General features: G+C 73.3%; 13 protein-coding genes. 5 read left to right on the top strand and 8 right to left on the bottom strand.

Going from position 1 to position 13606, the window contains the following annotated elements; genetic code table 11:
- Nucleotides 1-14 precede the first annotated feature (14 nt).
- From tal to pgl, 5 genes are all read left to right on the top strand, one after another.
- Nucleotides 15-1193, top strand: a complete 1179-nt coding sequence (tal, locus tag AC2CHG_RS02230; RefSeq protein ID WP_194803173.1) for a transaldolase — start codon at nt 15-17, stop codon at nt 1191-1193.
- Nucleotides 1194-1338: 145 nt separating this feature from the next.
- A complete protein-coding gene (locus tag AC2CHG_RS02225) occupies nt 1339-2910 on the top strand; it encodes a glucose-6-phosphate isomerase (protein ID WP_484524056.1) in 1572 nt (523 codons plus the stop codon).
- Between the two features lie 50 nt (nt 2911-2960).
- Nucleotides 2961-4475: a glucose-6-phosphate dehydrogenase gene (gene zwf, locus AC2CHG_RS02220; RefSeq protein WP_355512716.1), complete on the top strand. Its 1515-nt coding sequence runs from the start codon at nt 2961-2963 to the stop codon at nt 4473-4475.
- Between the two features lie 31 nt (nt 4476-4506).
- A complete protein-coding gene (locus AC2CHG_RS02215; RefSeq protein ID WP_366622068.1) occupies nt 4507-5523 on the top strand; it encodes a glucose-6-phosphate dehydrogenase assembly protein OpcA in 1017 nt (338 codons plus the stop codon).
- 69 nt (nt 5524-5592) lie between these two features.
- Nucleotides 5593-6363 (top strand): 6-phosphogluconolactonase, encoded by a 771-nt coding sequence (pgl, locus tag AC2CHG_RS02210; protein ID WP_366622070.1) that lies wholly within the window; start codon nt 5593-5595, stop codon nt 6361-6363.
- Nucleotides 6364-6428: 65 nt separating this feature from the next.
- On the opposite strand, the gene AC2CHG_RS02205 is transcribed toward pgl, so the two are convergent.
- From AC2CHG_RS02205 to rapZ, 8 genes are all read right to left on the bottom strand, one after another.
- Complete coding sequence (locus tag AC2CHG_RS02205) at nt 6429-6773, bottom strand: RNA polymerase-binding protein RbpA (protein WP_018788218.1); 345 nt, start codon at nt 6771-6773, stop codon at nt 6429-6431.
- Between the two features lie 130 nt (nt 6774-6903).
- Nucleotides 6904-7164 (bottom strand): preprotein translocase subunit SecG, encoded by a 261-nt coding sequence (gene secG, locus AC2CHG_RS02200; RefSeq protein WP_091420428.1) that lies wholly within the window; start codon nt 7162-7164, stop codon nt 6904-6906.
- Between the two features lie 95 nt (nt 7165-7259).
- Complete coding sequence (gene tpiA / locus AC2CHG_RS02195) at nt 7260-8051, bottom strand: triose-phosphate isomerase (RefSeq protein WP_135241179.1); 792 nt, start codon at nt 8049-8051, stop codon at nt 7260-7262.
- Nucleotides 8052-9251 (bottom strand): phosphoglycerate kinase, encoded by a 1200-nt coding sequence (locus AC2CHG_RS02190; protein WP_484524055.1) that lies wholly within the window; start codon nt 9249-9251, stop codon nt 8052-8054.
- Nucleotides 9248-10252, bottom strand: coding sequence for a type I glyceraldehyde-3-phosphate dehydrogenase (gap, locus tag AC2CHG_RS02185; RefSeq protein WP_013287466.1), 1005 nt, complete (start codon nt 10250-10252; stop codon nt 9248-9250). Before gap ends, AC2CHG_RS02190 begins: the two co-directional genes overlap by 4 nt.
- Before the next feature lie 264 nt (nt 10253-10516).
- On the bottom strand, nt 10517-11497 hold the full coding sequence (whiA, locus tag AC2CHG_RS02180; RefSeq protein ID WP_018788213.1) for a DNA-binding protein WhiA: 981 nt from the start codon (nt 11495-11497) through the stop codon (nt 10517-10519).
- A 54-nt stretch (nt 11498-11551) separates the two neighbouring features.
- Nucleotides 11552-12556, bottom strand: coding sequence for a gluconeogenesis factor YvcK family protein (locus tag AC2CHG_RS02175; protein ID WP_484524054.1), 1005 nt, complete (start codon nt 12554-12556; stop codon nt 11552-11554).
- Nucleotides 12553-13449: an RNase adapter RapZ gene (gene rapZ / locus AC2CHG_RS02170; RefSeq protein WP_402809136.1), complete on the bottom strand. Its 897-nt coding sequence runs from the start codon at nt 13447-13449 to the stop codon at nt 12553-12555. The genes AC2CHG_RS02175 and rapZ overlap by 4 nt, the downstream gene beginning before the upstream one ends.
- Nucleotides 13450-13606 lie beyond the last annotated feature (157 nt).

Below are 13606 nucleotides of genomic sequence, written 5' to 3'. Positions count from 1 at the left end.
GGAGCGTGGACGGCATGACGGACAGGCTGAAGGACCTCCAGGGCGCCGGTGTGGCGATCTGGCTCGACGATCTCTCCCGGGTACGGCTGACCTCCGGCGGGCTGGACAAGCTGCGCCGGGAGAGCCACGTAGCCGGGGTGACCACCAACCCGACGATCTTCGCCAAGGCGCTGAGCGACGCCGACGAGTACGACTGGCAGCTTCGTGACCTCGCCGTACGCGGCGTGGACGTCGAGGAGGCGGTCCGCATGCTCACCACGTACGACGTGCGGTGGGCCTGCGACGTGATGCGCCCGTCGTACGACGTCAGCGGGGGCGTGGACGGCCGGGTGTCGATCGAGGTGGACCCGCGCTCGGCGCACGACGCGGCGAAGACCGTCGCCGAGGCCAAGGCGCTGTGGTGGCTGGTCGACCGGCCGAACCTGTTCATCAAGATCCCGGCCACCGAGGAGGGCCTGCCCGCGATCACCGCGACGCTGGCCGAGGGGATCAGCGTCAACGTCACGCTGATCTTCGGCCTGGACCGGTACTCGCAGGTGATGGACGCCTTCCTGGCCGGCCTGGAGCAGGCGAAGGCCAACGGGCACGACCTGTCGAAGATCGGCTCGGTCGCCTCGTTCTTCGTCTCCCGGGTCGACACCGAGGTGGACAAGCGGCTGGAGAAGATCGGCTCGGACCAGGCCAAGGCGCTGCGCGGCAAGGCCGCGGTCGCCAACGCCCGGCTGGCGTACGAGCGCTACGGCGAGGTGTTCTCCTCGGCGCGCTGGCAGAAGCTGGCCGACGCGGGCGCCCACCCGCAGCGCCCGCTGTGGGCCTCCACCTCGACGAAGAACCCGGACTACCGGGACGTCATCTACGTCGAGGAGCTGATCGCGCCCGGCACCGTCAACACCATGCCGGAGCCGGTCATCCACGCCTACGCCGAGCACGGCGAGACGAAGGCGGACACCGTCACCGTCGCGTACGACGACGCCCGCCAGGTCTTCGACGACCTGCTGGCGGTGGGCGTGGATCTGTCCGACGTGATCGCCACGCTGGAGCGCGAGGGCGTGGAGAAGTTCGAGGCGAGCTGGGTGGAGCTGCTGGAGGGGGTCAAGAAGTCCCTCGCCGAGGCGGCCAAGGGCTCGGGCAGCCCGCACCGGGCCGCCGGGAAGAACGCGCAGGCGGCGCAGCAGGCCGGCGGCAACGCGTGACAGACGGCGTCCGACGCGTCCCGGGGCCCCGCCCCGGGACGCGTCGCGCCGTACCGTGGAAGCGGTGACACGGGTGAGGGGATGCCGTGAGCGCGAGGAGTGAGCCGGGGTTGCGAGCCCCGCAGTCGCGAACAGAGGCGGCACCGTGAGTGACCTGCTGGCCGGGCGGGCGGACATGGCCGCCGGTCTGGCCGTGCGCGGAGCCGACGCCCTCGGTGCGTCCAGCCGCGCCATGCTCGTCTCCCACGACGTCCCGGCCCGGCTCGCCGCCGCCGACCCGGCCCTCTGGGGGCCCGCCGCCGAGTCGGCGGCCCTCGACCGGCTGGGCTGGCTGCACGCCCACCGGCGCAGCCGGGACCTGCTCCCCCAGCTCGCCGAACTGGCCGCCGAGCTGGGCGACCTGGACCACGTGGTGCTGGCCGGCGCCCGCGACGACACGCTCGCCGCGGAGGTGCTGGCCGAGTGCCTGGGCCGGCCGCTGACAGTGCTCGACACCGCCGACCCGGGACCGGTCCGGGCCGCGCTCGCCGACCGCCCGGCGCGTACCCTCCTGGTGCTCGCCGCCCGGCGCGGCCTCGACCGGACCACCGACGCCCACCTGCGGGTCTACCGGCGGGCGTGGGCGGACGAGGGCCCCGACGCCGCCCGGCACGTCGTGGTGGTCACCGAACCCGGCTCCGACCTCGCGGCGCGCGCCGACGAGCTGGGCGCGATGGTCATCCCGGCCGAGCCCGGCGTGGCCGGGCCGTGGGCCGCGCTCACCGCGTCCGGCCTGGTCGCGGCGGCGCTGGCCGGTGCGCCGGTGGCCGAGGTGCTGGACGAGGCGGAGGCGCTCACCGGCGCGCTGGACCGGGACCGGGACAACCCGGCCCTGGCGCTCGGCGCGGCCCTGGGCGCGGCGCCCGGCGCCGGCCGGGACACGATCGCGCTGGTCCCGGACGGCACCGGCCTCGGCGGCCTGGGCCGCTGGGCCGGCGCGCTGCTCGCCCGGGCCACCGGTGGACGGCTGCTGCCGGTGGTCGCGGAGTCTCCCGACTCCCCCGACGCCACCGGGCCGGGCCTGCTCACAGTCGGTCTCGGCGGTGCCCTCGGCGCCGGTGTCGGGCCGGGCGTAGCGGCCGACGTCGCGGTAAACGGCCCGCTCGGCGCGCACCTGCTCACCTGGGCCTACGCCGCGGCGACCGCCGCGGTGACGCTGCGGGCCGACCCGTTCGCCGCGCCGCCGGACCCGGTGGACGACGACGCGGCGCCGGAGAGCGGGCCGCCGTCGTCGGTCGAGGGCGCGATCGAGGTGTACGCCCCGAGCGGCGCGCCGGACGACCTGACCGGCGCGCTGCGCTGGCTGCTCGACGGGCTGGGCGAACGGGAGCACCTCGTGGTGACCGCGTACCTCGACCGGCTCGCCGACGCGTCGGTCGCCGGGCTGCGCCCGCTGCTGGCACGGGCCGCCGGCCGTCCGGTCACCTTCGGCTGGGGACCGCGCCGGCCGGAACACACCGACCCGTACGGCCGGCATCTCCAGATCACCGGTGCGGTCACCGATGATCTGGAAGTGCCCGGTCGTCCGTACACCTTCGCGCAGCTCCAGGCGGCCCAGGCCGCCGGCGACCGGCGGGCCCTGGCCGGCCGGGAGCGACCGGTGCTGCGCCTGCACCTGACCGAGCGGGCGGCGGGTGCCGCCCAGCTCCTGGAAACGGCCGGACGGACACGCACGTGACGATCAATGACCTGGAATCAGCGGACCGAGACGCAGGAGGAGGTGGCCCGGTGAACCCGCTGCGCGATCCGCAGGACCGGCGACTGCCCCGGATCCCCGAGCCGTGTGCCCTGGTGATCTTCGGGGTGACCGGCGACCTGGCCCGCAAGAAGCTGCTGCCGGCGGTCTACGACCTGGCCAACCGAGGGCTCCTGCCGCCCGGCTTCGTGGTCCTGGGCTTCGCCCGCCGGGACTGGGGCGACGGCGACTTCGAGTCGGTGGCGCACGACGCGGCCAAGAAGCACGCCCGCACCCCGTGGCGGGAGGAGGTGTGGGCCCGCCTCGCCGGCAACATCAAGTTCGTCGGCGGCTCGTTCGACGACGACGCGGCGTTCGACCAGCTCGCCGCCACACTCGACGAGCTGCGCGACTCGCACGGCATCGCCGGCAACGCGGCCTTCTACTTCTCCATCCCCCCGGCGGCCTTCCCGGTGGTGCTCAAGCAGCTCGCCCGCACCGGCATGGCCGACAACGCCAAGTCCGGCGGCTGGCGGCGCGTGGTGGTGGAGAAGCCGTTCGGCAACGACCTGCCGTCGGCGAAGGCCCTCAACGATCTGGTCGACGACGTCTTCACCAGCAAGGACGTGTTCCGGATCGACCACTACCTGGGCAAGGAGACGGTCCAGAACATCCTGGCGCTGCGGTTCGCGAACAACCTGTTCGAGCCGCTGTGGAACTCCAAGTACGTCGACTCGGTGCAGATCACCATGGCCGAGGACGTCGGCATCGGCACCCGCGCGGCCTTCTACGACTCCGTCGGCACCGCCCGCGACGTGCTCCAGAACCACCTGCTCCAGCTGCTCGCCCTGGTCGCGATGGAGGAGCCGACGAGCTTCGACGCCGACGAGATCCGGGCCGAGAAGCTCAAGGTACTCAAGGCGATCACCGTGCCGCGGGACGTCACCGAGGACACCGTGCGCGGCCAGTACCTGCCCGGCTGGGTGGGCGGCGAGCGCGCCAAGGGCTACCTGGAGGAGGAGGGCGTCCCGGAGGGCTCCACCACCGAGACGTACGTGGCGGTGAAGCTGGGCATCCAGAACCGCCGCTGGGCCGGGGTGCCGTTCTACATCCGGGCCGGCAAGCGGCTGCCCCGGCGGGTCACCGAGGTGGCCATCATGTTCAAGAAGGCGCCGCACCTGCCGTTCGACGCCGCCGACATGGAGTCCCTCGGCCCCAACCAGCTCGTCATCCGGGTGCAGCCGGACGAGGGCGTGGTGCTGAAGTTCGGCTCCAAGGTGCCGGGCACCACGATGGAGGTCCGCGACATCGCGATGGACTTCCAGTACGGCGAGGCGTTCACCGAGTCCAGCCCCGAGGCGTACGAGCGGCTGGTGCTGGACGTGCTGATCGGCGACCGGACGCTGTTCCCGGACGCCGCCGAGGTGGAGCAGAGCTGGCAGGTCGTCGACCCGCTGGAGCACGCCTGGGCGGGCACGACCCCGGAGCCGTACCGGGCCGGTGAGTGGGGGCCCCGGGCCGCCGACGAGATGCTGGCCCGCGAGGGCCGGGCTTGGCGGAGAGCGTGAGCGAGCACTGCGACCGAACCAGGAGGCTCCATTGATCGGGCTGTGGGACACCACCGGCAACGAGGTGGTCAAGGCGCTGGCCGCGGAACGGCGCAGCGCGGGCGGGGTGGCCAGTGGCATGGCGCTCACGCTGATCGTGGTGGTGGACGAGAAGCGGGTACGCGAGGCCGAGGCCGCGGCCACCATCGCCGCCGCGGCGCACCCGTGCCGCCTGCTCGTGGTGGTCCGCTCCGACGTCGAGCGGGACCGCAACCGGCTGGACGCGGAGATCGTCGTGGGCGGCCGGCTCGGGCCGTGCGAGGCGGTGGTGACCCGGATGTACGGGCGGCTCGCGCTGCACGCCGAGTCCGTGGTGATGCCGCTGCTGGTGCCGGACGTGCCGGTGGTGACGTGGTGGCACGGCGAGCCGCCGGAGGAGATCGCCACCGACTTCCTCGGTGTGGTCGCGGACCGGCGGATCACCGACTCGGCGCAGGCCGCCGACCCGATCGCCGCGCTGCGGCAGCGGGCGCACGACTACGCCCCGGGCGACACCGACCTGGCGTGGACCCGGATCACGCCGTGGCGCACGCTCGTGGCGGGCGCGTTCGACACCACCCAGGCCCGGGTCACCGAGGCGAGCGTGGTGGCTCCCCCGTCGGACCCGACGGCGGCGCTGATGCGCGGCTGGCTCAACGCCCGGCTCGGCATCGACCCGATCCTGACCGCCACCGAGGAGTTCCCGCGGATGCGTCAGGTGCAGCTGCGCTGCGCCAACGGCGACGAGCTGACGCTCACCCGGGACGACAGCATCGCGGTGTTCCGGCGTACCGGGCAGGAGGACCGCACGCTGCCGCTGGTGCGCCGGCCGCTCGGCGACGAGCTGGCCGAGGAGCTGCGCCGCCTCGACGCCGACCAGGTGTACGCGGAGGCGCTCGGCGCTGCGGCCGGGATCACCGGGCTCGACCAGCGCCCCGCCCAGCGGGTGCACGTGTGGAAGGATCCGGCGACCGCCCAGCGGGCCGAGGCCGGCGTGACCGCGCACGCGGGCACGACCGCGAACGAGTGACCGCCCGGACCGGGTGGTCGGAGGCACAGGTGACCGCCGGTGGGCGGTCGGAACACGAGGGCTCGACGGATGACTGAGGCGAGTGTCGCCGTACACGCCGACCCCGACCTGCTGGCGCAGGCGGTGGCGGCCCGGTTGGTGGTGAAGCTGCTCGACGCGCAGGCCGAGCGCGGCCAGGCGTCGGTGGTGCTGACCGGCGGGCGGATCGCCTCGGCGGTGTACCGGGCGGTCGGGCAGCTACCCGCCCGCGACGCCGTCGACTGGTCCCGGGTCGACGTGTGGTGGGGCGACGAGCGGTTCCTGCCCGCCGGCGACCCGGAGCGCAACGAGACGCAGGCGCGGGCGGCGCTGCTGGAGACGGTGCCGCTGGACCCGGCCCGGGTGCACCCGATGCCGGCGTCGGACGGCCCCGCCGGCGACGACCCGGAGGCGGCTGCCGCCGGGTACGCGCGGGAGCTGGCCGCCGCCGCCCGGCCCGGGAACGCGATCGTGCCGCACTTCGACGTGCTGATGCTCGGCGTCGGCGAGGACGGGCACGTGGCGTCGGTGTTCCCGGAGCACCCGGTGCACCACGACAACCGGCCGGTCAGCGCGGTACGGGGCAGCCCGAAGCCGCCGCCGGTGCGGACCACGCTGACGCTGCCGACGATCAACACGGCCGAGGAGGTCTGGCTGATCGCCGCCGGAGCGGACAAGGCCGGGGCGGTGGGCATGGCGCTGGCCGGGGCCGGGCCGGTGCAGCTTCCTGCCGCCGGGGTGCGGGGCGTCTCCCGTACCCTCTGGCTGCTCGACCGGGCCGCGGCGGCCAACGTGCCGCCCCGCCTGCGCAGCCTCCGCTGAGGTGTAAGGAAGGGCCCCTTCTTAACGTCTCCGGTAGAGAAGGGGCCCCTTCTTAACACCTCGGGTCAAGCGCGGCCGCGGCGCCGCCGCAGCGCGTCGAGGGCCTCGGCGAGCAGCGCCTCCCCCTCCTCCGGCGTGCGCCGCTCCTGCACGTACGCCAGGTGGGTCTTGTAGGGCTCGGCGCGCTGGCGGCCCGGCGGGTCGCCCGGGTCGGGGCCGGCCGGCTCGCCGCAGCGCGGGCACTCCCAGGTCGCGGGTGTCTCGGCCTCGGCGGCGATCAGGAACTCGACCCGGTGCCCGTGGCGGCACCAGTAGACGACCGGGCGGCGCGGCGCGGGCTCCACCCGCTGGTCGAACCGCTCGGGGGCGGACCCGATCCGGGTGCCGCGGATGACGTTGTTGCTGGGCACGGTTGCTCGCTCCCTGTCGTCGGAGGGGACCGCCGCCGGAGGGGGTGGGCGACGGGCGACGTGCGGAGAAACAAAACTGCGCGCGGTCCGTGACGGACCGCGCGCAGATTGTACGCTTCTCAGCGCCGACTCAGGTGCCGCTGGCCATCTGCAGCCGCAGCCAGAGTCCGAGCCCGACGATGCACGCGAACCAGACGATTCCCACCAGAACGGTGTAGCGGTCGAGGTTCTTCTCGGCCACCGACGAACCGGCCAGGCTGGAGCTGACGCCGCCGCCGAACATGCTCGACAACCCGCCGCCCTTACCGCGGTGCAGGAGGATCAGCAGGGTGAGCAGGACGCTCGTGATGACCAGCAACGTGATCATCGTGTAGGCGAACCAGATCGGCATGGCGGGGGTCAGTCCTCTCGTTGCGATCACTGCCCGGACCTGTCGGGCACTGCGGCACCGACCGGTGGACGGGCAGCGTCAAGGATAGCGAGCGATCAGCGGGTGATGTGCTCCGGGAACCGGCAGATCTGCGCGAACTCCTCCGCGTCCAGGCTGGCGCCCCCGACCAGAGCCCCGTCCACGTCCGGCTGCGCCATGATCGCGGCGACGTTCGACGCCTTGACCGACCCGCCGTACAGGATCCGGACCTGCTCGGCGGTGCCCTCGTCGTAGGTCTCGGCGATGCGCTTACGCACCGCGCCGCAGACCTCCTGGGCGTCGTCCGGGGTCGCCGTCTTGCCGGTGCCGATCGCCCAGACCGGCTCGTACGCCACGACGACCTTGGTGACCTGCTCGGCGGTGAGCCCCTTCAGCGCGCCGTCGAGCTGGTCGCAGCAGTGCCGCACCTGACCCGACTGCTCCCGGACCTCCAGGCCCTCGCCGATGCAGAGGATCGGGGTGAGCCCGTTCGCCAGCGCCGCCGACACCTTTGCGTTGACGAGCGCGTCGTCCTCGTGGTGGTACTGCCGCCGCTCGGAGTGCCCGACCACCACGTAACCGCAGCCCAGCTTGGCGAGCATCGGACCGGCGATGTCACCGGTGTACGCGCCGGACGGGTGCGGCGACAGGTCCTGCGCGCCGTAGCCGATCAGCAGCTTGTCGCCGTCCACCGCGGTCTGCACGGTACGCAGATCGGTGAAGGGCGGCAGCACCACGCACTCGACGTCGGTGAGCTGCTTCTCGTTCAGGCTCGCGGCCAGCTTCTGCACCAGCAGGTTGGCCTCGAGGTGGTTCAGGTTCATCTTCCAGTTGCCGGCCATCAGCGGCCGGCGGGTCGTGCTCGCCATTCAGTTCTCCAGGGCCGCGATGCCGGGGAGGGTCTTGCCCTCCAGGTATTCCAGGGAGGCGCCACCACCGGTGGAGATGTGCCCGAACGAGGACTCGTCCAGGCCCAGCGCGCGCACCGCCGCGGCCGAGTCGCCGCCGCCGACCACGCTGAACGCGTCGGCCTTGGTGATCGCCTCGGCCACACCCCGGGTGCCGTTGGCGAACGCCGCCATCTCGAACACGCCCATCGGGCCGTTCCAGAAGACGGTCTTCGCCTGCGACAGCGCGGCGGCGAAACCGGCCACCGTCTCCGGGCCGATGTCCAGGCCCAGCCGGTGGCTCGGGATGCCGTCGGCCGGCACGGTGTCGTGCGCGGCATCAGGCGCGAACGCGTCGGCCACCACCACGTCGACCGGGAGCATGATCTTGCCCGGCGCGCGCTCCATCAGGTTGCGGCAGGTCTCGACCATGTCCTTCTCCAGCAGCGACGTGCCCACCTCGTGGCCCTGGGCCTTGAGGAAGGTGAAGCACATCCCGCCGCCGATGAGCAGCCGGTCCACGGTCGGCAGCAGCGCCTCGATCACTGCGAGCTTGTCCGAGACCTTCGAGCCGCCCAGCACCACCACGTACGGCCGCTCCGGGGAGCCGGTGAGGCGGCTGAGCACCTCGACCTCGCGCAGCACCAGCCGGCCCGCGTAATGCGGCAGCCGGGCCGGTACGTCGTGCACGCTCGCGTGCTTGCGGTGCACCGCGCCGAACGCGTCGTCCACGTAGGCGTCGCCGAGCGCGGCGAACTGGTCGGCGAACGCGCCCCGCTCCGCGTCGTCCTTGCTGGTCTCGCCCTTGTTGAAGCGCAGGTTCTCCAGCAGCGCGACCTGGCCGTCGGCCAGGTCGGCCACGGTGGACCGCGCCGAGTCGCCGACGGTGTCCTCGGCGAAGTGCACCGGGGCACCGAGCAGCTCACCGAGCCGCCCGGCGACCGGGCGGAGGCTGAACTGCGGGTCCGGCGCGCCCTTCGGGCGGCCCAGGTGCGAGCAGACGACCACCTTCGCGCCGGCCCGCACCAGCGCGCTCAGCGTCGGCAGGACGGCCCGGATCCGGCCGTCGTCGCTGATCTCCCCGGTCTGCTTGTCGAGCGGGACGTTCAGGTCGGCGCGCACCAGCACGCGCCGACCCGACACCCCCTCGGCGAGCAGGTCGTCGAGGTTACGGATCGTCACAGCGACTGACCCACCAGCTTGACCAGGTCCACCAGGCGGTTCGAGTAGCCCCATTCGTTGTCGTACCAGCCGACGACCTTGACCTGGTTGCCGATCACCTTGGTCAGCGGCGCGTCGAAGATGCACGACGCCGGGTCGGTCACGATGTCGGCGGAGACGATCGGGTCCTCGTTGTAGGTGAGGATGCCCCGCAGCGGGCCCTCGGCGGCGGCCTTGAGCGCGGCGTTGACCTCGTCCACAGTGGTCTCCCGGCCGACCTCGACGGTCAGGTCGGTGGCCGAGCCGGTCGGGATCGGCACGCGCAGCGCGTAGCCGTCCAGCTTGCCCTTGAGCTCCGGCAGCACCAGGCCGATCGCCTTCGCGGCGCCGGTCGAGGTCGGCACGATGTTGAGCGCGGCGGCCCGGGCCCGGCGCAGGTCCTTGTGCGGCGCGTCCTGCAGGTTCTGGTCCTGCGTGTACGCGTGGATGGTCGTCATCAGACCCTGCTTGATGCCGAACGTGTCCTGCAGGACCTTCGCCATCGGCGCGAGGCAGTTGGTGGTGCAGGAGGCGTTCGAGATGATGTTGTGCTTGGCCGGGTCGTACTGGTCCTGGTTGACGCCCATGACCACGGTGACGTCCTCGTTCTTCGCCGGCGCGGAGATGATGACCTTCTTGGCCCCGCCGTCGAGGTGCGCCTTCGCCTTGGTGCCGTCGGTGAAGAAGCCGGTGGACTCGATGACCACGTCGGCGCCGACCTCGCCCCACGGCAGCTTCGCCGGGTCCTTCTCGGCGTACGCCTTGATGGTCTTGCCGCCCACGGTGATCTCGTCGGCGGTGGCCTTCACCTCGTGCGGGAGGCGGCCCAGGATGCTGTCGTACTTGACAAGGTGGGCGAGCGTCGCGTTGTCGGTCAGGTCATTGACCGCCACGACCTCGATGTCAGCGCCGGACGCCAGCACTGCCCGGAAGAAGTTGCGGCCGATCCGGCCGAAGCCGTTGATGCCAACCCGGATGGTCACAGGTCCCATCTCCTCGCGTTCTGGTCCGCCGGCGCCAGACCGGGGCCGGCGGAGGTGTGTGCGCCGACCGTTGGAGCCGGCCGTCGACATGTCATCTCGGCCACCCCGCCGCGGTCCCGGAGACCTGACCGCCCGAGGCGGTGAGCACGGCGAGGAGCGCCTGTTCCGGCCCCCTTGCCGTACGCAGCGACCATATCCGAGCGCGCGGCGTCGCGCTGCGGCGGGTGGTGATCCCGCTCGCGTTGCACTGCCGCCCGAGTCCTATCAGACCACGAGCATGTCCGGCGTGACTGCCGCTTCCGTATCCGGGATGCCCAGGTCACGGGCACGCTTGTCGGCCAGCGCGAGCAGCCGGCGGATCCGGCCGGCGATGGCGTCCTTGGTCAGCGGCGGCTCGGCGAGCGCGCCCAGTTCCTCCAGCGAGGCCTGACGGTGCTCCAGGCGCAGCCGCCCGGCCGAGGTCAGGTGGTTCGGCGCGTCGTCGGCGAGGATCTCCAGCGCGCGGGTCACCCGGGCGGCGGCGGCCACCGCGGCACGGGCGGAACGGCGCAGGTTGGCGTCGTCGAAGTTGGCCAGCCGGTTCGCGGTGGCGCGCACCTCCCGGCGTACCCTCCGCTCCTCCCAGGCCAGCACGCTGGAGTGCGCCCCTATGCGGGTGAGCAGCGCGGCGATCGCGTCACCGTCCTTGACCACCACCCGGTCCACGCCGCGCACCTCGCGGTTCTTCGCGGTGATGCCGATCCGGCGGGCGGCGCCGACCAGCGCCAGCGCCGACTCCGGTCCCGGGCAGGTGATCTCCAGCGCGCTGGAGCGGCCCGGCTCGGTGAGCGAGCCGTGCGCCATGAACGCGCCCCGCCACGCCGACACGGCACAGCAGACGTTCGCGGCCACCACGTGCGGCGGCAGGCCGCGCACCGGGCGGCCCCGCACGTCGAGCAGGCCGGTCTGCCGGGCGAGCGCCTCGCCGTCCTTGACCACCCGCACGATGAAGTGGCTGCCCTTGCGCAGCCCGCCGGAGGCGAGCACGTGGATCTCGCTCGGGTAGCCGTAGACCTCGGCGATCTCCCGCCGCAGCCGGCGCGCGACCGCCCCGGTGTCCAGCTCCGCCTCGACCACCACGCGGCCCGACACGATGTGCAGGCCGCCGGCGAAACGCAGCAGGGCGGCCATCTCCGCCCGCCGACAGCAGGGCTTGGGCACGTCGACCCGACTCAGCTCGTCCTTGACCGCAGCCGTCATCGCCATAGTGCGCCCCCTCACGGACCGGTTCCGGCGTGTCGCCGGTGATTACGTACGTGTCTAACGATCGGCGCGCAGGACAGGCACCAGCGCGGCGCCCAGGGCGGCTGGATCATGACGGGGCGTGCCGTCCAGGACGGCGACGGGAGCGAGGACCAGCCGGGCACCAAGCGATTCTGCCGCACGTTCGACCGCCGCGGGATCACCCACCGCCGTGGAGTCGGCGAGCACCCGGTCCACCTTCAGCTCGGGCAGATAGCGCCGCAGGGTGTCCAGATGGTCGGGCAGGGAGAGCCCCGAGGTCTCCTTCTCGGCCACCAGGTTGAGCGTCACCAGCCGCCGCGCCGGGCTGGACACGATCGCGTCCGCAAGCCCCGGCACCAGCAGGTGCGGCAGCACGCTCGTGTACCAGCTGCCCGGCCCGAAGATCAGCCAGTCCGCGGCGCGTACCGCCGTCACCGCCTCGGCGCACGCGGCCGGCGCGGACGGGCTGAGCCGCAACGACTCGACGGTGCCCGGGGTGACAGCGACCTGGTGCTGGCCGCGCACCGTGGACACCTCGTCCGGGTGCTCCGGGTCGGCGCCGCGGACCCGGGCCTCGATCCCGACCGGCTGGCGGGACATCGGGAGCACCCGCCCCACCGCGCCGAGCATCGCCCCGGCGTGGTCGAGTGCTGCCACCGGGTCGCCGAGCAGCTCGGTGAGCCCGTGCAGCAGCAGGTTGCCGACCGCGTGGCCGGCGAGCGAGTCGCCGATCGCGACCGGCACCGGCGCGGCGATCCTCGGCGCGGGCGGCACGGCGGCGGCGAAGCGGTGCTGGAACAACGCCGCGCTGCGCCGGGTGGCCGGGTGGTCACCTGCCAGCGCGACGAGCGCCTGCCGCAGGTCGCCCGGCGGCAGGCCGCCGCGCTCGGCGCGCAGGCGGCCGCTGGAGCCGCCGTCGTCACCGACGGTGACCACCGCGGTGATGTCCAGGTCCAGTTCGGGTACGCAGTGACGCAGCGCCCGCAGCGACGCCGAGAGCCCGTGCCCGCCGCCGAAGGCGACCACCCTGGTCAGGGTCACTCCCGCCCCAGGTCCCGGTGCTGGGCGTTCGCGGCGATGCCGGAGTGGCGCAGCCGGGAGGCCAGCTCCTCGGCGATGGCCACGCTGCGGTGCTTGCCGCCGGTGCAGCCGACCGCCACGGTCAGGTAGCGCTTGCCCTCCCGCTCGAACCCGGCGGTGGTGGCGTTGACCAGGTCGGCGTAGCCGGCCACGAACGCGTCGGCACCCTCCTGGCCCAGCACGTACGCGCTGACCGCCTCCTCGCGGCCGGTGTGCTCGCGCAGCTCCGGCACCCAGTACGGGTTCGGCAGGAACCGGGCGTCCATCACGAAGTCGGCGTCCGGCGGCAGGCCGTACTTGAAGCCGAACGAGATCACGGTGATCCGCAGCCGGCGGGCGTCCTCACCGCCGAACAGCTCCTCGACCCGGCGACGCAGCTGGTTCACGTTCAGGTGGCTGGTGTCGATGATCACGTCGGCCTGCTCGCGGGCCTCCTCCAGCAGCGTCCGCTCGACCGCGATGCCGTCGGCCAGCCGCCCGTCGCCCTGCAACGGGTGCGAGCGGCGCACGCTCTCGAACCGGCGGATCAGCACCTCGTCGTCGGCGTCGACGAAGACCACCCGGGGCTGGAAGCCGCGCTCGCGCAGCTCGCGGATCGCCCCGGCCAGGTCGGTGGAGAACGCGCGCGAGCGCACGTCCAGCACCATCGCCGTACGCCGGGCCGCGCCGCCGGCCTTGAACGCCAGCTCGGCCATGTCCAGCAGCAGCGCCTGCGGCAGGTTGTCGACCACGTAGTAGCCGACGTTCTCCAGCGCCCGCGCCACAGTGCTGCGCCCGCCGCCGGACAGGCCGGTCACCACCACCAGGGAGGTGTCCGACTCGGCCGGCGTTGTCTCCCCCTCGGTCCGCCCCAGGTCACCCGCTGTACGCGCCTCGCTCACCCGCTACCCCCAGCCGTGGCGCCGCGGCCGGTCGGCCGCGCATGGTCAATCAGCGACTCTAACGGCTGCGACCCGGCCCGGGATTCCACGGGGTGACCACCGGAACATGTCGCCGCCCCGGAACGGCTCG

This window comes from Micromonospora sp. ATLC20, from assembly GCF_057196585.1.
Note: the sequence above shows the minus strand (reverse complement) of the source record. Positions and strands in the feature narration are given on the sequence as shown.

Bases quoted from the DNA above. Each gene is read 5' to 3' on its own strand.
- secG (WP_091420428.1), bottom strand. From the start codon at position 7,164: ATGCCGATCTGGTTCGCCTACACGATGATCACGTTGCTGGTCATCACG.
- tal (WP_194803173.1), top strand. From the start codon at position 15: ATGACGGACAGGCTGAAGGACCTCCAGGGCGCCGGTGTGGCGATCTGG.
- pgl (WP_366622070.1), top strand. From the start codon at position 5,593: ATGACTGAGGCGAGTGTCGCCGTACACGCCGACCCCGACCTGCTGGCG.
- tpiA (WP_135241179.1), bottom strand. From the start codon at position 8,051: ATGGCGAGCACGACCCGCCGGCCGCTGATGGCCGGCAACTGGAAGATG.
- whiA (WP_018788213.1), bottom strand. From the start codon at position 11,497: ATGGCGATGACGGCTGCGGTCAAGGACGAGCTGAGTCGGGTCGACGTG.